General features: G+C 37.2%; 17 protein-coding genes. 4 read left to right on the forward strand and 13 right to left on the reverse strand.

From position 1 onward, the window contains the following. Positions 1-15: 15 nt before the first annotated feature. Together ACVWYG_RS17730 and ACVWYG_RS17735 are read right to left on the reverse strand one after the other, a co-directional pair. Positions 16-2,217: a xanthine dehydrogenase family protein molybdopterin-binding subunit gene (locus tag ACVWYG_RS17730; RefSeq protein WP_457272144.1), complete on the reverse strand. Its 2,202-nt coding sequence runs from the start codon at positions 2,215-2,217 to the stop codon at positions 16-18. Positions 2,218-2,798: 581 nt separating this feature from the next. Next, the gene (locus ACVWYG_RS17735) at positions 2,799-3,092 is read right to left on the reverse strand and encodes a hypothetical protein (RefSeq protein ID WP_457272146.1); all 294 of its coding nucleotides are present in this window, start codon (positions 3,090-3,092) and stop codon (positions 2,799-2,801) included. A gap of 213 nt (positions 3,093-3,305) precedes the next feature. Between ACVWYG_RS17735 and ACVWYG_RS17740 the strand changes: the two genes are divergently transcribed. The 3 genes from ACVWYG_RS17740 to ACVWYG_RS17750 all read left to right on the forward strand — a co-directional run bounded on the left by ACVWYG_RS17740 (position 3,306) and on the right by ACVWYG_RS17750 (position 5,932). Then, complete coding sequence (locus ACVWYG_RS17740) at positions 3,306-3,521, forward strand: hypothetical protein (RefSeq protein WP_457272148.1); 216 nt, start codon at positions 3,306-3,308, stop codon at positions 3,519-3,521. Between the two features lie 249 nt (positions 3,522-3,770). Further along, a complete protein-coding gene (locus tag ACVWYG_RS17745) occupies positions 3,771-5,180 on the forward strand; it encodes a serine hydrolase (RefSeq protein WP_457272150.1) in 1,410 nt (469 codons plus the stop codon). 497 nt (positions 5,181-5,677) lie between these two features. After that, positions 5,678-5,932: a hypothetical protein gene (locus tag ACVWYG_RS17750; RefSeq protein WP_457272152.1), complete on the forward strand. Its 255-nt coding sequence runs from the start codon at positions 5,678-5,680 to the stop codon at positions 5,930-5,932. A gap of 694 nt (positions 5,933-6,626) precedes the next feature. Here the strand turns inward: ACVWYG_RS17750 and ACVWYG_RS17755 are convergent. From ACVWYG_RS17755 to ACVWYG_RS17770, 4 genes are all read right to left on the reverse strand, one after another. Continuing rightward, positions 6,627-6,797: a hypothetical protein gene (locus tag ACVWYG_RS17755; RefSeq protein ID WP_457272154.1), complete on the reverse strand. Its 171-nt coding sequence runs from the start codon at positions 6,795-6,797 to the stop codon at positions 6,627-6,629. Between the two features lie 166 nt (positions 6,798-6,963). Next, positions 6,964-8,769, reverse strand: a complete 1,806-nt coding sequence (locus tag ACVWYG_RS17760) for a glycoside hydrolase family 2 protein (RefSeq protein WP_457272156.1) — start codon at positions 8,767-8,769, stop codon at positions 6,964-6,966. 629 nt (positions 8,770-9,398) lie between these two features. Further along, the gene (locus ACVWYG_RS17765) at positions 9,399-10,190 is read right to left on the reverse strand and encodes a DUF3050 domain-containing protein (protein ID WP_457272158.1); all 792 of its coding nucleotides are present in this window, start codon (positions 10,188-10,190) and stop codon (positions 9,399-9,401) included. Positions 10,191-10,938: 748 nt separating this feature from the next. Next, on the reverse strand, positions 10,939-12,636 hold the full coding sequence (locus ACVWYG_RS17770) for a GH39 family glycosyl hydrolase (protein WP_457272160.1): 1,698 nt from the start codon (positions 12,634-12,636) through the stop codon (positions 10,939-10,941). Between the two features lie 790 nt (positions 12,637-13,426). Here ACVWYG_RS17770 and ACVWYG_RS17775 point away from each other — a divergent pair. Continuing rightward, positions 13,427-14,410: an MBL fold metallo-hydrolase gene (locus ACVWYG_RS17775; RefSeq protein WP_457272162.1), complete on the forward strand. Its 984-nt coding sequence runs from the start codon at positions 13,427-13,429 to the stop codon at positions 14,408-14,410. A 507-nt stretch (positions 14,411-14,917) separates the two neighbouring features. Here ACVWYG_RS17775 and ACVWYG_RS17780 read toward each other — a convergent pair. The 7 genes from ACVWYG_RS17780 to ACVWYG_RS17810 all read right to left on the reverse strand — a co-directional run bounded on the left by ACVWYG_RS17780 (position 14,918) and on the right by ACVWYG_RS17810 (position 19,887). Then, on the reverse strand, positions 14,918-15,412 hold the full coding sequence (locus ACVWYG_RS17780) for a VOC family protein (protein WP_457272164.1): 495 nt from the start codon (positions 15,410-15,412) through the stop codon (positions 14,918-14,920). Positions 15,413-15,634: 222 nt separating this feature from the next. After that, positions 15,635-16,294, reverse strand: a complete 660-nt coding sequence (locus ACVWYG_RS17785; RefSeq protein WP_457272166.1) for an NAD(P)-dependent oxidoreductase — start codon at positions 16,292-16,294, stop codon at positions 15,635-15,637. A gap of 81 nt (positions 16,295-16,375) precedes the next feature. Further along, complete coding sequence (locus tag ACVWYG_RS17790) at positions 16,376-17,383, reverse strand: TolB family protein (protein ID WP_457272168.1); 1,008 nt, start codon at positions 17,381-17,383, stop codon at positions 16,376-16,378. Positions 17,384-17,400: 17 nt separating this feature from the next. Further along, entirely contained in the window at positions 17,401-17,556 is a 156-nt protein-coding gene (locus tag ACVWYG_RS17795; protein WP_457272170.1) for a hypothetical protein, read from the reverse strand. 191 nt (positions 17,557-17,747) lie between these two features. Further along, the gene (locus ACVWYG_RS17800) at positions 17,748-18,626 is read right to left on the reverse strand and encodes an aldo/keto reductase (protein WP_457272172.1); all 879 of its coding nucleotides are present in this window, start codon (positions 18,624-18,626) and stop codon (positions 17,748-17,750) included. 355 nt (positions 18,627-18,981) lie between these two features. Next, positions 18,982-19,119 (reverse strand): hypothetical protein, encoded by a 138-nt coding sequence (locus tag ACVWYG_RS17805; protein WP_457272174.1) that lies wholly within the window; start codon positions 19,117-19,119, stop codon positions 18,982-18,984. A 69-nt stretch (positions 19,120-19,188) separates the two neighbouring features. Then, positions 19,189-19,887, reverse strand: coding sequence for an SDR family oxidoreductase (locus tag ACVWYG_RS17810; protein WP_457272176.1), 699 nt, complete (start codon positions 19,885-19,887; stop codon positions 19,189-19,191). Positions 19,888-20,235 lie beyond the last annotated feature (348 nt).

Consider the following 20,235-nt stretch of genomic DNA (forward strand, 5'->3'; position numbering starts at 1 on the left):
TTAGGTGGTTAGCAATCAAATAAGCTTATCCATAGTTATTGGCAAATCTCTAACTCTTTTTCCTGTTGCATTATAAACTGCATTTGCAATTGCAGCAGCGGTTCCTACAATGCCAATTTCGCCTATTCCCCTTCCGCCGTGCTTACTAAAATTATAATCTGGCTCGTCTATATAGTCCACGGTCAGCTCATTAATATCTGCATTTACAGCTACGTGATATTCGGCTAGGTCTGCATTTACAACACGTCCTTCTTCATTGTAATCTGTTTTCTCCAGAAGCGCCATTCCATAACCCCAAACCATACCACCATATAGCTGACTTTTGCCAGTTTTTTCATTAATGATCTTACCTACATCAAAAACCCCTGATAGTCGAGGTACAGTTATTACTCCTAAATCTGGATCTATTTCCACTTCAGCAAAAATTACCCCAAAAGAATGTGTGGCAAATGGTGCATCTGCCTTCGAGCCGAAACCTCCTTTTCCAACCTGAGAGGTGTCTGTAAATTCGCACGTGCTTTTGCCGCTACGCTTAATGATATTATCAATACTTTCCTGTCTTCCATTTTTGTCCTGAACAAATCCATTTGATATGGAAAGATCATTCATTGCTGCATTGTAGTGTGGACTTTTTGGCTGAGCAATACTCATACTAAAAAGCAGATTTTTTAGTTTCTCTACCGCAATAATAATATAATCTCCTGCTGTTGCAGTTAGATTAGAACCGCCCGATAAAAATCCTTGTGGCAAATCTGAATCACCAATCTCCATCTTCACATTTTTTGATGGAATTCCAAGTGTATCTGCAGCAATTTGCCCCATAACCGTCCAAGTGCCGGTTCCAATATCTTGTATAGCAGTCTGCACGGTTAAATTACCATCGGCGTGCATAATTAGGCGAACAGCGCCACCTGCTTTTTGCGCCGGATAGGTGCTTGTTGCCATACCGTATCCCACTAATTTTCCGTCACGCATAATGCTTTTTGGCGTCATTTTACGCTTATCCCAGCCAAAACTTTCGGCGCCTTTGCGATAACATTCTCTAAGTTTTTTTAATGAAAATGGTTTTTTATCGAAAGGGCTAACTTCAGCATAATTCTTAAGCCGTAATTCAATAGGGTCTATGCCAATTTTTGCTGCAAATTCATCTAGGGCGGATTCTAGCGCAAATGAACCAGGCGCTTCGCCCGGAGCACGCATGAAAGTCGGTGAAGGCAAATTTAGCGGTTTAAATTCATGCGAAACACTCATATTGGGTATATCGTATAGTATCCTTGTTAGGTTGCCGCAAGACTCTGTATATTCTGAGTCAAAGCTTTTATAGGAATGGGTTTTATGCTCAATCCCTGATATTTTCCCATCGTTCCCGCCAACAACAGTAATATCTTGTATTGTTCTAGGCCTATTGCCGCAGGAAGTGAACATATCTTCACGCGTCAAATTAATTTTAACAGGTCTATTCAATATTTTTGCAGCCATAGTCGCCAATATGGTGTGAGACCAATATCCTCCTTTACAACCAAATCCACCACCTATATATTTAGCGATAACCCTAACGTTTTTTGGGTCCATACCAAAACACCATGCAGTCGCATTTTGATAATTATTTACCCCTTGGGTGGTGTCATAAATGGTAAGCTTATCTCCATCCCATAAAGAAATACAACTACTAATTTCTAACGGATTATGGTGCTCTGGGGGTGTGGTATAAGTTGCTTGTATCGAGTTTGCCGCACTGCCCATCGCTTGGTGAAAATCTCCCATATCAAACTGCAACATCCCCTGCTTTGGCTTTACCGTATCCCCATCAAGCTTATACAGATCTCCATCACCAACTTCCTTTATATAAGTTACTTTTAGTTGTCTAGCTGCCCAAACCGCATCTTCTAAAGTTTCAGCAAGTACCAACGCAACGTCTTGCCCTATAAAATTTACATTGGCATCTTGAAAAGGGGCATTTTTATACGGGGCATTAATCCCGGCAGGCGCATTTTCAAAAGACTTTAGTTTTAATGCATTTCCTGAATGTATTACTTTGACCACGCCTGAAAGCGCTTCAACCTCCTCAACATTCATGGCGCTTATCCTACCTTTATTTATACTGCTTTTTACAGGCACGGCATATAGAGGTTTATCAACCTTATATTCTAAGGCATACTTTGCGGCACCGGTCACTTTTTCTGGTCCGTCTACTCGTATTTTAGGGGTTCCTAGCATTGCTGTTGACTAATTTTCTGCGGAAAATTAAAATGATTTCTTGTAAATCACCTTAATTAGTTAGCTGTAAGTTTTAATGTATCTTTAATGAACACGAGTTATCTAAGTTAGTTTTCAATAGCATTTAAAAAAAAGAAATATTTTTTTAAGAAATAATTTTTATCATTTGTTAAGCGCTATTGGTTGAACAAAAACTAAGTCTTAATCCCATTTGCACTAAATTTTTTTCGCGTGGTATGATGGTAGAGATTTCGGAGCGTCAGATCAGTTTATTTCAGAAATATGCACAATCCATTCCGTTCGAAATTGACCACCTCAAAACATTAATAATAAAGCCATTACAAAAATAAATTTAATTAGTTTGACTGTTCAATCCGCTACGGAACAATATGGCAGTTGCTCCTAAATATCCATCCTGATAGGAAAGTAAAGCCTGAGCAGGGTTTCAAAAAATAAAATTATTTTAACACCACACAATATTTCCGCTTAATATGCGCTTATGTATATGAGAGCGTTAATTTAGATAAACGGGACTGGTCAGTAGGACTAGCCCCGTTTTTTTTATAGCGCCCTTGGCTGGGTTAACCGGCTTGAACGGTAAGAAATTCAATCAGGTTTTCTTCCAGCAATTCGGTATTGTACTCCACATCTACGGCATTGTTTGATACCATCAAGTCATCTTCCGTAACAGTTATGGTAAATGCAGCGTTATCAATTACCTCAGGGAATGAAATATTAATGATATCGGCAACGTGGGCATATTCAATAGTTAGGTTGGAATCCAGCTTGGTATTGATAAATTCTGCGAACTCTTTTTTCAAAATGTCGAAAAGTTGTTCTGCGCTTAAAGGTTTAACGTTTTTAATAGGTTCCATATTATATGTTTCCAATACAACTGTTTATTGATGTATATAGTTTTGTCAGGTAAGAAATAAGCCCAAATAAGGAGTGCGGATATGAAAACCCAAATGACACAGAGCGAATGTTTGAAGGGCGTACTTATAAGCGATGGGCAAGTTTTGAAAACGCTGTTTCTTACGAATTATTAAGAAAACTCAATATTCCAATACATATTATCGCTGCAACCCGTGACAATAGTTCTCCAACTTTTTGGTCTGGACTACATACAATTAGAGTTTATTCGCCTGGGCAAGAAAAATTTAACTTATGATGTATATGTAGGTTTTGATCACAATTTAGCAAATGTCATAAATGAAAAGCCTGTCGGGCATAACGATTACTTTCAGAAGGTTTTAGATTGGATAGATAAAAAAATGAGTGCTCGATATTTTTTGCCTTACTAAAGAGCAGATCTCTAACAAATAAAATGAATGTTGAGTTCAAGATTCAAAAAGCAACCCTTATAAGTCTAGTCATATTCCCTGGAATTTTAATAAATGCAAGCTTGAGTTATCGTTATTTTACCGTTTTACGGGCTAATTTATATTTTCCAGTTAACTCGCTTATCAGACTATTCATCCGAATTGAAGTGTATAAATGTAATTGTGTGAGATTTATATATAAGTTAGTGGTACTCTAATGCAACAATATTTATGAAAAGACTATTTGCCTACATAATTGCGGTTTTCATTACAAGTCTGGTATCCGCTCAAACCAAGAATTATAAGGCTGCGAGTGACGATTTTCAGAAGAACTATAACGCAAATAAATACGATGAGATTTTTAATCATTTCTCACAAGAAATGAAAAAAGCTTTGCCTATTGAGAAAACAAAAGCGTTTCTAATCCGCGTGAAAAGCCAGGCAGGCAACATAGATAGTATGGAGTTCGTCAGCTATCAACAGAAAACTTATGCGCTGTATAAAACGAAATTTGAAAAATCTATTATGGCGGTGAACATTTCGCTTAATGATCAAAACCAAATTGACGGTCTCTTTATAAAACCTTACGAAAACCTCCGAGTAAGTGAAAATAAAACCATAAACTCATTGGACGGTTATCCGAAGGAAATTGCTGAAATCGTGTTTTTAACATCCAAAGATTTACCGAACAATGCACAATTTTCTATTGCCATAATTCAAAATGGAATTACGAATTACTTTGGAATTACAAAAATAAATGACACCATAAAGCCATCTGAAAATCAAAACAAATTGTTCGAAATTGGTTCAATAACAAAAGTATTTACGGCAACCGTTCTAGCCTCACTTGTTGAAAATAAAAAGCTCAAATTAACAGATAAAATTAATTCATACTACCCATTTGCTTTTAAAGACAATATTAAGTTGACTTTTGAAAGCTTAGCTAATCATACATCCGGATTACCTCGATTGCCTGAAAATTTGGATTTATCAAATGATCTGAATCCATATAAGAGTTATGGAAAAATCAAAATTGAAGAGTATCTTAAAAGTGTTATGAAACTTGAAAAAAAACCTTCCACAATTTATTCATATTCAAACATCGGCGTAGGGCTGCTAGGCTATACGCTCGGCTTGTCTCAGAAAACGAATTTCCAAAACCTTTTACAAAAGAAAGTTTTCGATAAGTATAAAATGACAAATTCAGTCACAAGTTCAAAAAATTTGGGGAATAGCCTGGTGAAGGGACTAAATAAAAATGGAGAAATCGCATCCAATTGGGATTTTGACGCTTTGTTTGGCGCTGGAGGAATATTATCTACAACAGAAGATTTAGCAAAGTTTGCAAACGCACAATTTAATCCTAACAATAAAGAACTTGAAATGACGAGAACAACAACGTTTATAATTAAAGGGGATACCAAAATTGGTTTAGGTTGGCACAAACTAGAATCTACAAATGGTGACGAGTTATTTTGGCACAGCGGAGGAACGGGCGGATATTCATCTTCAATCGTAATGAAAGTTAAAGAAAAAAAAGCAGTTATTATCTTATCAAATGTGTTTGATATTAATGAAAAAATCGACGCTTTATCCTATGATTTGATAAATCTCACGACCATAAAATTGCGCGGCAACTAACTGATATTGCATTTTGATGGCCTTAATCATCCCTAATCCACCGCTGGGAGTATGATGAATTATAAAAATCAATAAAATTATAACTCAAATATGAAACCGTGTCACATTCTCAAGCTGCTTGGCCATGTGATTGATTGAGGGAAGACGAAGATTTCCTTACTTATAATCCGGAACATTATTATTATTCTTCGGCTTTTTAAGATAGATCAACCTTGAAATCTCGTTATTTCACCGTGGCTGTTGCAGAAATTCAATAACTTTTAATTAATGCTTTTATAAAGCGTCGAAATGCAACCTATTTAGTTAATGGACCTCAGCCATTTTAGCATGAAAGTACAAGACAGTAATAATTTCCTTAATTGTTATGTTTGATTTAAAGCATCAATTAACTAAGTAGCTCTTTTTATGACAAGTTTATCACTGACCGTTCATAATAAGAGGCTATGTTTTTTAAATATCTTGAAACGTAACCTAACTCAGTATCGACAATATTTAAAATGAGAAGATTTATTTATTTGGCTGCGATGCTAACATTTTTTACCGCCAATTTATTTAGCCCCAATTGGTTAGTGAAAGGATTTGGCCTAATTGTTCCTATCATGAAAGAATTGGCGGAGATGAATTATCAGTACGATAGAGATTATTTCTTCGATAGTTCAAAGTTTAACAACTACTTCAACTATACTCCTACAACCCATGCTATTGCGGTAAAACAAATAAATGACGGCAACAATAGAACAACGACCAGCTAATAACGGTTTGGCAAAAAAGCGGATTCAGTGATTCGTATGACAGTTTTTTCCTAAATTTAAATTGTAAAAATTCCACCGGTTTTTGAAAATATGGATAACAATATTATTGAAATATCTTTCACATTTAGATTCTTGAGATATTCGTGATTTATAGTCGCCATGGATCTTATGATGGATGATTAAAATAGGATCCTTGTAAAGTATTTTATTGCACTAAGGAATATTGAGAGATAATAAAATTAATTGCTTTAATTAGAAAAAAGGGTGTTCATGTTAGATCTTTTAAGGTATCTGACAAAGTAATGACTTACCCGATATCATTGGCTATCATTTTACATGAACAATAACTTATGCGCAGCTGTGTAGCGTTCACCTTCAGTTTGACGTATTTTTAACGAAGCTAAGAGATGTCTTTACCATTTTTAAGCAAAAAATTAAGTGGGTTTTTTTTTATACAAACAAACTTCATAACAATCACATAAATCAATCCTGAAGAATTAAGTGAAGAAATTAGTAATCAAGTGGGAAAATGATTAAGATTTGATTTAAAGTAGACATTTTAATATAAACAGAGAATTCTTAAAAAATTAGTGGTATAATAATGTTTTATTAGTGCTTAGCAAAAATCGAGTTAACAACAACGACTTCTAACAGCATGGTTAATGGCCTCCTTCATAAAAGATTGGTGGCATTTTTAAAGCGGATTTCCGATTGGATATTTATAAAAATCGTTTACCGTGTTCTTTAAGATAGATACTCCAAAATTCATCATCAATTTCTTTAACAGAATAGTTTCTGCAGCCCAATACAAGTTGGGTCTCAATCTAAAATTTACAGATCTAAAATCTTGAATCGAAGTTGACATTTTGCTGAATGCTGAGAAACGTTTTGCAAAGTTCTTCAGAAATTGCATTGCTTGCAGCGCTATTGTAGAACCGCACAAAGCTGAGTAAATGAAAAGTGAACTCATGTAAACCCAACTTTTATTCCAATCAAGTTGGATCACCTTGAATGATACCAGTTATTGTTAATTATTTCAGATTTCCGCCTTCGTTAATTACAGCCTGGTTTACCTCCTTAACTTTTTCCACGTCCATTTTTTCATACGCGCGATCATAAGTAAGCAAACCATTTATCTCATGTTCCACATCTGTTGTTTGTGTATACACCGCTACACTAAGTCCCTTGTACTTCATCAACTGTTCTACCTGATTCATCAATAATACATAACGGTCGGTTAAAGCGGATTTTGTTGGCTCATAGCCGTAGGCATTATTTTCAACTGGCCACATGTGTCCTCTTACAAAAAGCCCAACGCCTCCGTATTCACCTAGCGAGGCTGCCCTCTTACCATCAGGCTGAGAAGCACCATCTGGCCCTATGTAGATATGAGTGTCCACAAAATCTCCATTGCCTGGGTCTCCTGCGGCCGTCTGATATCCCGGGTTATTATTGAACCCTGAATTGCCATTTACCAAACGAGAAGGATCATACGCTTTTACCCAATCCGTGATTTCTTTCACATCAAACGCGCCCCAATTTTCATTAAAGGGTACCCAAGTAATTATGGAAGGCGCGTTGTAATTGTCATCCATCACTGCTTTCAATTCCTTGCGAAAGACGGTTCTCGTTCTGGCAGTATCTTCATTCTGATACCACATGGCAGGCATATCCTGCCAAACCAAAATACCTAGTTTATCTGCCCAATAGTAAAAACGTTTAGGCTCAGTCTTCATATGTTTTCTAATCAGGTTGAAGCCTGCGTTTTTTGTAAACTCGACATCATGTTTTAGTGCTTCATCAGTTGGCGCGGTCAGTATCCCGTCGGGCCAGTAACCTTGATCGAGCAAACCGATCTGCATTACAAATTCACCGTTCAAAAGCGGTCTAACTATCCCGTTAATTTTACCAAGTTTAATATCCCTCATCCCAAAATAGCTCAAAACCTCATCAGTTGCTTCACCATTTTTATCTGTTAAGCTTAATTTTAGACCATATAAAAATGGATTCTTCGGAGACCACAGTTTTGGATTTTTTATTGGAATGTAAAAAGCAGTCGCCCCTTTTGCGGTAGTTTCTGAGACTATAGTCGCTCCATCTAACACAACTGCTGACACATTTGCTTTCGGAGCGTCTACAATCAACTTTAAACGGCTATTTTCTACATCAGGTGTTATCCGAATCCCTTTTATGTAGTTCTTGTGAACAGGCTCCATCCAAACGGTTTGCCAGATTCCTGAGCTATAGGTATAATCACCGCGAGGGCCATTTTTACCAGAAGGGACATGGCCATCATTTGGATCGTGAGCGGCAACGATCAACGTGTTGCTGCCTTCTTTAAGAAAAGTACTGATATTAAAGCTAAAACCGTCATAGCCGCCAGAATGACTTCCAACCTTTTTGCCGTTCACGAAAATGGTCGCATCATGATCAACGGCGTCAAAATGCAAGATTACCTCCCTTCCACTCCACGAATGTGGGACAGAAAAGCTCCGATGATACCACATATTTATTTCTTGTTTGCGTTCAATTCCAGAAAGCACTGATTCTGGGCAGTAGGGAACCAGTATTTTATCAGTTTTGTTTGGAAACTTGATGGCTTCTGACGGATTGAGTGCGTTTGAAACACTTTTACCGCCCACGTAATCCCATTTACCATTTAAACACAGCCATTCTTTCCGCTCGAGCTGTGGCCTTGGATACTCCTGAAAAGGAATATCCGCCTTCATTGCAGCTGCTGTCCACTTAGTAGGTAATTTTGGAATTTGAGCAAAAGAAGTCTGAAAATATGCACAGCAGATAACCAAGAAGTAAAATTGGATTTTATAATTTTTCATAAAGACTTAAATCATTGTGGAATTTAGCGCTTGTAGTTAAGGGAAGCAAACATCACCTATTAGACTTAGAAAAAATAAATCGTTTGAGGTAAAATATCCTCAAGCGGTGTTTTGTCCTTATAGGAGAAAATTTATTTCTGGTTTTTAATTCTTGTAATTTATCTAAAAATTTTTGATTAGATTACCATTAGGTACGGCGATTTAAAAATTTTTCCAAAAGAATTCGGGTTACTTGTAGAACCATCGTCGCACCGAACTATATTAGATAAAAAACTGATGAATTGGCAGTTGCTACGGTCAGCCATTTTTGAGTGAATTTGTTGTTTAGTCGTTTGTTGTTTTTCTTGTAATATTATCTCTCAAATTTGAATATTGTTTCTAAGAGTCTCGTTAAAGAGAGCAATTTTTACAGTTCGCATTTCGGTAATCTTAATACTAAACTCAACTTCGAGAATTAAAAGTTGGTCTTATTGTTGTTGAACATTATCCGTATTAAATTGACGTTGAGGAATTCCAGCATCAAAAGTGCCTTTTGATAAACCTTGGCTGGCTCAAAATGTCCGGGCGCTGGTTCTAACAAAACCTCTAAACCTTCTTGTTTGTCTTTATAATAACTATTTTTAAATCTCCTATCCGTTAAGAGTAGTTTTTCTATTTTTTATTTTCCTGTATACACCGTCCCAAAGGTCAATACGCTTTTGTAGAGATTCAATAGTCGCTTGCTCCGCTTCTTTCCAAAATTGTTCGTCAGTACCGCAAAGATTTGCTGTCATTTTTAAGGCGAGATGACTGTGATGGTCTCCGTCAACCTCTATGTGTCTTTCAAGATAATATTTAAAAATTGAAATGCTATCAGGAAAGTTTTTATGAATGTCGTTGACGATTGAAATAAACATTCCCGGGATTAGATCTTCACGACCAAACGTGAAAATTGCTGATTGTAAATAATCTTTATTACTTCCAATAATTTTGAATGTAAAGTCAACAAAATCTCGAGCTTCTTTTGGTGTCTCCGAAGCTTTGAATGCTGTTTGGAAGTCGCCCGTATTTTTTAATACCGTTATAAATTTTTCGATTTGAGAAACATCTGCCCCACATTGTTGCATGGCGTCGAGGTACAGTTCAAAATGACTTTTCCTAGTACCGAAACTGTCAACGTCAGATTCTTCACCAACAACTATTTCATTAATAAGTTGTCTGGTGTCTGCCGAGCCTTTAGGAAACCAAGGAATAGAAGTACAGGTCAAATTGTTTTGTAGCGCCTTTAGTAGGGACATAAAGTCCCAAACTGCAAAGATGTGATGCTGCATAAAAACTTTCAAGTCTTCAATGCCATTTATTGCGGAATAAACTTTATGATTAATAATTTGCTGTCTTAAAGGTTCAGTCGCCTTTTTAAGTCTGTCTAAATGGCCGTTCATATGGTATCTGTATGCTTTGTTTTTATAATTATTGCTGCCGTTTTTTAGTTGGCGAAGTGGCTAAAATTGAAGTACACATTTGCAGATTTGCACAAAAGTTGAATCGGTGGACGGCCGTTAAATTTAGCACAAAAAATGCCATTTTGCCAAACTACTGGTAGCTATGTTAGCTGTTTTTTTGGAGTCTTCTCGTTCTATGTCCTAACAGATTGTCTCTTTAATTGTTTTCTAAAGCATTTTTCTTATGCGCCTCTGCTAGTTTTAAATTATTTATGCGCTTAATACGGCCTTAGATGGTTATAAGTATTGCAGGCGATGGAAATGATTTTTTCGCAACACCATAACCCGAGAACATTTTTCCATGTTTAATTCGTATTTAGCTACTGGATATTCCTGATGGATCGTTAGTCAATACAAAAAACTATTGTTTTAAGAAAATGAACAGTCCTTTTTTATAAAGCACCATTGGCTATCAAAAGGTTTTAACTCGAATTTAACAGGGATTTTATAGGGAAATTTCCGTGTATTGTCCCTGTAAAGTCCCTGTTAAACCCCTGTTAAACCCCTGTTAATTTAAATTCATTAATTCAGCACTTTAGAAAAGATGATTTCAAGGCGGAAAGAAAAATAATAAAGTTTTTTTTGTCAAAACCAGTACAATTAATTTTGTAGCCAGTGGGAGACATCAAAAATTATGCACGTTATTTTTTTTTAAAAACGTACTGATCTAGCAGAATGCCTTTACAAACTACCAATCCATTTTAATTAGTGAAACACCTTGTCTGGGCAAAATTATGTTGACAACTAAAGATCCCGCTTCAACTTTTCGGCTTTCAATCTTCCCAATAGTTTGGAGGGACCCTGATTTTTTAAGTGCTATAATTTGTTTGCTTGTTGGATTTTGCGGGGATCTCATTTTTTTCCAAACTTCGTAGGAGTTGCTATGCTCGTTGTCTATGCGATAATGCGTCAACTTGATAGATTGCACGGGGATGCCTTTTATGTTTATCGAGACAGGCTCGGCGGGGCCCTGTTTATCATCATCATGGTAGTTCCAAACCATTATTGCTGCAGTATTTTTATCTTTTGATGCCAATACACCAATATCGGTTTGTTCGCCTCTAATACTTGAATCTAACACTGTGCTGATTGGATACATACGGTTACTGATGGCCTCTACTCGGCTACCCTGCATTTTGCCAAACATTCTAAATACGTTGAGCACAGGTTTGTCTACACCGTTCGTTGCCAGATCGCGAAAACCATAGAACCAGGGTTGATTTTCGAATTCGAACGCCCATGAAACTGCACCTTTAAAGTTGATGCCATACTGATCTTCGAGCTCATACTTCCTAGCAAAAGAAGCTGCCGTATAACTGGAGTACATGGTTCCGTTCCGATAAGCGTTTGAAGGATTTGTTGCCATCCCGCATGCCGCACAACCTTCGGGATCTGACTCTCCGATAATCAACGGAATATTTTTAGTTTGAGGATACGAAGCCGCAATCTTGAACCCAGCTGCAATATCACGCAATTGCGGAGCCATGTTCATCTGTACAATACCATTTATGACCCTAGGAGAGCCTTTTGCATGGAAAAGTAACGCTTCCATCGGTGATCCAATTTTACCTGTTGCATAATTTGTGCCTACCGTACAATGCTTTATAAACTCATTGAGCCATTTTTGCGCCCCTGAACTAGATGTTCCTGCAATATTTGCTCCCCCGATTTTTGCGGTTGGCAAAGCCCTTTTTAAACCGTCGGCCGCATAATCATATAATTTAAAATATTCTTCCATGGTACCTTTCCAATAACCATTTGGCTCGTTCCATACTTCCCAGTACCAGCTTTCTACTTCCTTTTGCCCATAACGGGCTACACTATGCTTTACCCAGTTATAAACCAGATCGCCCCATTTTTTGTAATCTTTCGGAGGATAGGCCCAACCGGTGAATATGTCACTGTAATTATCACCCGGTTTCCAATGGTGTTTATATGGCTTGGGGTGCGTAGATAGCGCTTCGGGCATAAAACCGATCTGAGCGAGTGGCTTCATGCCACGTTTAATATAGGTATCAAAAATGCTGTCGATAATCTTCCAGTCGTAAATTGGGTTGCCATCCGCATCTTCGGTGTAGGCATTGGTTGAGCCCCATTTCAACGCGGCAACACCATCCCCCGTAACCAATAGGCTATGCGTGCGGACGAAAACGGGAACATAACTTAGCGCAGATAATTCGGAAAGCAATTTTTTGCCGTCTTTCATATACGTATAATTGGGTTCATCATACCCAAACCATGCCCATACAGGTTTCATTGGAGCTTTTTCCTTAGCAAGATTCACGTAGATCTTTGCTTTATTTATTGTCGTATTTTGGGCAACAACAACGCTCGATAACATCATTACTAAAGAAAGCAATCCCAAATAATTTATTGATTTTAACATGTGATAGGTATTAAAGAGTTGGTTATATTTAAGATAATCTAATCATTACTTTGGCATTAGTCGCGAATATTATTTATCCAATCCTTCGCACATAAGCTTCATCGGTACTATTTCATAAAGCTACATGTAAAACTGCCCATCAAGAAAAGATATTATTGAAAACGTATTTTAGCAGGAATCAATAGAGCGTTGCAAAAAGTAAATATTCAATTGAAGGTTGCGAGACAAGTTTTTATTCATAGCTCCAAGCGCCGACTACCAATGTGTTTTTCATTTTGCAATTTAATTAGTTCAAAATTAGACAAGTGTTGTGTGGTTAATTCAACCTAATCTCACTTACCACACTTTTTTTAAGGGAATGGATTTATATCCCTTCAGCTTTTGCCGTGTGAAAAATCGAACTAACTTTACAATCGTCATCTTTGTGATTATGAACGAATAAATAAATTGTCTATTTCGGTTTAAAAAGCTAAATGTACAACAAATTGAATTGGTTAAAAGCAAAGCGAAATCTCTAGAATTGAAAAAGACGAATATGTTTCTGAAGCTGGGAAAATACCCAAACGAGTTGCCTTTATTAACAGCGGGATTTTGCGCGTTTGCTTTTACGACAGAAAAAGTGAAGAAAATAAAAAATATTTTATAGGTGAAAATAACTTTGCTGTAGACTTAACAGTTTTACTAAAAAATTTCATCTTCAAAATATGTACAGGGGGTAATTGACTGTTCATTTTCAATTTTTTCGATTGAAACACCGCCAAATCATCATTAAGTAGAACAAGAAAAAACTATGAGAAAAATATTAAATGAAAATCTTCCTGTCCTAGTTGAACATTGGGCAGGTAATCCGCTTGATGGGGACGGAAGATATAAGAACCTACATGAGAAAAGTGAAAAAACGTATAAAGATTTGTTCAAATGGCAGTTGGATAAAAATGTGTTTAAGAATCAGAAGAAAAACCAAAGAACAAATGTTGAAGTAATTAAAACTAACGATTTTCTACATGATAAGCAAGATGGATTCACTTGGTTTGGGCATGCAACTTTTGTATTTACGTTGAATGAAAAAAACATTATTATCGACCCTTTATTCGGCAATATAGGACCTTTGAAAAGGTATACCGAATTACCTTGTACTTCAGAGGATTTAGTCGACATTGATATTATTCTGTTATCACACAACCACCGTGACCATTTAGACGAGAAAAGCGTTAAACAATTGTGTAATCGAAACCCCAAAGCGGTAATTTACACAACCCTTGGTATATCGGACTTATTGCGCAATTGGTCTATTAAAAATGAAATCATCGAAGCTGGATGGTATCAGCAATATGAAGAGATTGCCGGGATTACTATTTCTCTACTGCCAAGTAAGCACTGGAGCAGAAGAGGACTTTTCGACCTGAATGAGATGCTTTGGGGCGGCTTTATGATTCAGACAGCGAATCATTGTCTATATTTTGCAGGCGACAGCGGTATTGACGCCCACTTTAGCCAAATAGGGAAATTATTTCCTGAAATAGATTACGCATTTATCGGCATTGGGGCCTACGAGCCGAATTGGTTTATGCGAGATTCTCACACCAATCCGGCGGAATCCTTGGAATGTCTTAATATGCTAAATGCAAAAAAACTTTTCCCTATGCATTATGGCACTTTTGATCTAAGCGACGAGCCTATTTTTCTTCCTAAAGAAAATTTGCAGAAAATTGCGAGCGAAGAAAAGTTAGATAACGTACTATTTGGAACTATAGGAAAGAAAGTGCTTCTGTAATTTGTGAAATGGAAAAATCGCAAAAGATGAACAATTCATATTAACTTCCAGAAAGATTTAAGGCGGCAAGAAAGCGATTAGAAAAATCTAGGAAAAAACTGGACACCAATATCTTAAATGTTTACAACTTGATCTTGCTTCACTAAAATCTATTCTGCACTTTGTTAAAGTATTCGCTAAAGAAAAACACGATTCGATTGTCACCTTTATACACAACGCAGGCGTGCAAAATATTGGCAAAACAATATACGACTCATGGGTTTGAAATAAATTTGTCTACCAATCATTTAAGATTTTTTTTGTAATTACACAATTGATGCTCCTTTCCTTTGGCAAAACGGAAGTATTGCATTTACTGCGAGTGATACACATGATGCCGCTAAAAAAACGGGGATGGAAACGCATATTTATACCAACGCCGCAGTTTTCGGCTATCCTGAAACAACAGCTATCGAGAAACAAAACATTGTTGGGCAGGACAGATACCTAACCCATGTGCGTAATTTTTTAAAAACCAAGTTCCATCAACAAGTCTTCGAGGTCAATTGCTTTAGTAAACATCTGTATTCCACCATCAGGGTTATAGGGCCAAAGTTCACGTGGCCTGTCCCAATAAAGTTCTACACCATTGCCATCTGGATCATCTAAATAAATGGCCTCAGATACTCCGTGGTCGCTTGCACCGCTGAGCGGATAATGTGCTTTTAGTAAACGATCATAAATTACTGCAAGGTCTTTCCTTGTGGGATAAACTATCGCAGTATGATATAATCCCACACTATTTTCTGGCGCTGGCGGCAAACCTTTGCTATGCCAGGTATTTAAACCAATATGGTGGTGGTAGCCGCCGGCAGATATAAATGCCGCTTGATCTCCATACAGTGCCATTACTTCAAAACCTAGTAAGTCTATGTAAAAAGCAAGCGAGCGATCTATATCTGCTACTTTTAAATGAACGTGCCCAATCCGGGTATTTGCAGGCACTTTGTAATCGTTTTTCATATCAAACTAAATTTTACGAATTTCCTTTTCTAATTTTAAGCACCAGTTTGCCCCGAACGTGCCAAGTTTCACTTTCGCGATGTGCCTCTACAACTTATGCTAATGGATACACTTTCCTGATGTTTTCTTTTACTTTACTTTTGATACTATTTTCACATAATCTTTCATTTTTTGCGCTTTTAAATTTCGATTGAGCTGTTCTTTATTTTTGATAGTGAGGTCCTATTTTTTTTCAGATAATATTGGCATTTTATGAATGAACTCCTTTTTATCTAAATGGTCAATCATAAATTTTGCTAATTGTTTTCGGCTTATGCTAAATGGTGAAGGTGTTTTATTGTAACTGATAACCAATTGCCCCAATGTTTCCTTATTATTTAGGGCAACAGGCCTTGCAATAGTCCAATTAAGATTTGAGTTCAACAGTAATTGTTCCTGCTTATCGTGGTCTGCAAATACAATTTTGAAATTGGAAATTTTAATAAATAACCTCATAAACCAAGGCGCATACCGAAATGAATTACCAACACCAATAGACGAAAGTGAGATGATACGTTCTATACCATATTCCCGCATACATTCTATACTATTGTAAATGCTCTTCTCGATCGTATGTGGCGGGTCTATCTTCCTGAATGACATACTTTCTTTTTCTGGAAGGGCGCTTAAAAGGCTAATGACATAATCGCAATTTTTCATTGCATTCCTTACATCTCCAATGTTGGTAGGTAATCCTTTTATTATGGTTAGTTTTTCTGATTGTAAACTTATTTTATCGGGATTACGGACGAGTGCTGTTACTTCATAGCCTTGTGCTATTGCATATTCCAATGCTAATCCCCCGGTTCGTCCCGTTGCTCCATACATTAAAATTCTTTTCATTTTTTTATTTAGAAGGTTGCTGTTAGAGAATTCAATTCTTGTCGATGTTGGTTTGCGGTCGCCGGGATACGCTTGTTTTACTTATTTTAAACGATAGCTTACAAAGGCAATTCTTTTACTGTCTGGAGACCATGATGGGACATTTATACTGCCCTGTCCACCAAAAAATTTTGCCATTATTTTTATTTTCTTTGTCTTGAGATTCATCAGCCTCAGCATCACATTTTTGTTGGGCGGGTGCGAACCTGCGGGCACCTCTGTGCCAAAAGTTATATAAACTATCCACTTGCCATCTGGAGAGGGGTGGGCAAACCAGTCGTTGTATTTATCTTTGGTTACCTGCTCTTGGTCGCTACCGTCTGATTTCATGCGCCAAATTTGCATGGTATCAGTACGGGCAGAATTGAAATAGATATATTTTCCGTCGGGTGAATATTCTGGGCCATCGTCTAGCGGTTCGGCATCTGTCAACCGGGTTTCTTTGCCGCCCTCTACTGGAATGGTATAGACATCAAAATTACCGTTACGTTCTGCACAGTATGCCAAAGTCTTGCCGTTAGGAGACCAACCGTGCCAGTAGGATGGGCCAGAGGTGGTAATTTTTTTTGGCGTTCCACCATCAATTGGAACAGTGTAAACCAACGAACCCATTCCTTTTGTATCGTTGCTTATAGCCATTGTTTTACCGTCTGCAGAAATGCCGTGATCGTTGTTAATTCTGTTGGCAAATCCAGTATCCATTTTTTCCGGAGTTCCTCCCTCAATCGGAATTTTATAGAGCGAGCCACCGCTGTTATAGATTAGCGTCTTGCCATCGCGTGTCCAATTGGGCGCTTCAATATGTGTATCAGTTTGATAGATTACCGTTCTATCCAAAGTGGAAACAGATATGATTTCTAGGGTACAATCAACTTCTTGCTTTGTTGAATTAAACTTCTTGTCATCGCTGTCAATTGCATTACTGCTAAATTTGATGGTATTTACAACGTCGCCGTCTGCTTTGAAAGTTTTACGACTTTGTGAATATCCAGCCTTTGCCATCATCAAGATTGTAATCGATAAATAAATTGCCCAGAGTTTTACTTTCATTGCTTATGAGTTTAAGGTTACAGTTGTTTTGCTTGTTGTGCCAGAAATTCAAGGCCGGTTATTTTTTGCGCGGTATCCCAAAGTTTCTCAGCTACTTTTTCAATCATTACATTTTCTTGAAGGTTGGCCAAAGTTGGATAACCTCTCAATCCATTATCTTCAGGTTCGTACATATTTCCTCCGCTTGCTTGTTCAGAAACTGCTAGATATTACACCGATAAGCACCTTGCCAAGGCTCCATAAATACTTCATAGCCTTGTTCTATTGCATATTCCAATGCCAATTCCCCGGTTCGTTTTGTGGGCCCGTACATTAAAATTCTTTTCTGTTTATCTGCTAGCGAACTATTCCTGTAATTTTTATTCTATTTCAAATATTCCATATCCTCGACAGTCAGGTTGATATCTACTGCCTTTATATTTTCTTTGAAATGTGCTAACGAAGAGGTTCCCGGGATGGGCAATAACCATGGTGAGTGGTGCAGCAGCCATGCAATATTTATCTGCGCTTCGGTTGTCTCATATTTCTTCGCAATTTCCGCTATCCTCATGTCTTTTTTTTGATTGGCTGTTTCCAGCGAAAAAAATGGAATAAGCGGAATTTCATTTTCCTCACACAGGTGCAATACCTCTTCGCCGCCACGCGTATCGCCATGTGCGCCAGACATATCTCCGCGTTGCGCATGCCCAAAAAGATTTTCGACGCTGGCTATTTCTCCCATGGACATCGCAATTTCAAGTTCTTTGCGGTTCACGTTACTCACGCCTACATGCAAGATTTTTCCCTCCCGTTGCATGGCAAACATCGCTTCCAATGATTCTTCCAAACCCTTATCGCCATGCATCACCCTGAAATGAACAAGGCTTATCTGTTCCAACTTTAGCGTTCGCAAATTGTTTTCAATGCTTTGGCGCAGTTCCAATGGCTTGTTGTATGGAATCCAGCTTTTATCCGATTTTCGTGTGGCACCTACTTTGGTGCAGATCACCAGGTCTTCATTGTATGGATACAAGGCTTCTGCAATTAGGCGGTTTGTTACATCTTCACCATAATAATCTGCCGTGTCTATAAAATTGATGCCTTGTTTTGCTGTTTCGCGTAATATTTCTAGAGCTTCATCCCGCTTTGAGGGTTCGCCCCAAATGCCTTCGCCTGTTAGCCGCATTGTACCATAGCCTACACGGTTTACTGTTAACGGATGATTACTTCTGCCCGCTATTGTAATTGTTTGTTGTAAGTTCATTTTATTGTGTATTAAATATTTTCTTTCATTTCATTTTCATTCTTCGATGAAAACTTACTGCAGTCATTTTAGCAAGAATTCTAAAATTAGGAAAAATGGTATGCCTTCAACCTGTTCATTTTTTAAAAAGTTGGTTGTTGCGCCATTAACATCTGTCAGCAAAATCTGTATTTTGGGTCGAAAACACCTAGGTTCTCAATGATTTTTTTTTAAAAAACTCGTTCTTTCCATTTTAGCTTCTGGCAAGGCCGCTTAAGATTAAACGAGATTTAATTTCAAATAACGTATAATGTTCTCTTTTTTTCTTTAGCGAAATAAACCTTGAAATTACTATTGTAAAAAAAATTAATAGCATTCATTTTAGGGTTAAAGTCTCTAACATGTTTTCTTGAGTATTGTATTCATTAGAAGTTTCGCTACAAGTTTGCCAGGAAAATTTTTGCAATAGCTCAATCTCTTCTGCTAATACTTTTTCTATTCTAACGCCTTGCATAATTTTAAGTCTTATTAGCAAGCAATAGTACAAGACCATTGTGCCAGTTGCTCTATTTTTATTGAGCATTTAGGGATTGGTAGCCCATACGTTCACTTCTGGAATAAATCCAATATCGTTTAATTGCAACATAGAAACCATAACCTGTGCAATTTCTAATCCCTTTAACTTTTTTTCTGCATTAGCAGACACGTATCCGAGTTTTTGGATAAAAGGCGTTACCACTTCGCTCGGGTTTACTTGCATCACTCTCACATTATGCTTACGCAATTCTGCCCGCCAACACATGGTTAAACCCGTAATTGCTGCTTTGCTAGAAACATAAGCTGAACCATTCGCAAACCCACTTACGGCGCCCATTGAAGAAATGTTTATAATATTTCCGGTATTTTTTTGAATGAAATGCTTTGCTGCCTTCTGCCCGCACATAAAAACACTTTTTGTGTTTACGTCCCAGATGCGGGAAAAATCTTCAATTGTTGTTTCAACTAAAGATCCCATAAATCCGACTCCAGCATTGTTTATCAGGACATTCAAATCGCCCATTTTCTCAAAGGCAAAGTCGAAGAGACTTTCCACATCTTTTCCTTTCGAGACGTCTGCCACTATTCCGAAAATATTTAATTCGGTGGTCACTTCTTTTACCATTTTCTCATCACGACCACAAATTACTACCTCTGCGCCATTCTCTTTTAGCAGCTTTGCAGTTTCATACCCAATTCCAGAAGTTCCACCGGTGACAATCACTTTTGCTGTTTGTAAATTCATTTTTTTTAAATTTCTATTAATTTATTAGATGATGAAGGAAACGTAAAATAACTAAAGCGTTTCAATATCTTCAACGAAGCGGTAATGTACATCGTTCTTAATATTTTATCGTGAGAAGTTACTATGTCTTTAATGTTGATAAGTTTGATGTCGGCAATAATGTTGTATTCTGAGTAAAAAATGTTAAGTTTTTTTTGTTTCGGAAAGGTGCCATTAAAATCGTTAGCGCACCTCTCATTTCGGCTATTTTTGTGTATTCTATGATAAAAAGCAAATAATTAAGCGGCAAATTTAAAAGTATCTATAAAAGGATTACCTCTGTTGATTACTGCAAATACTCGGCTAATC

Source organism: Pedobacter sp. UYEF25 (genome assembly GCF_054061655.1).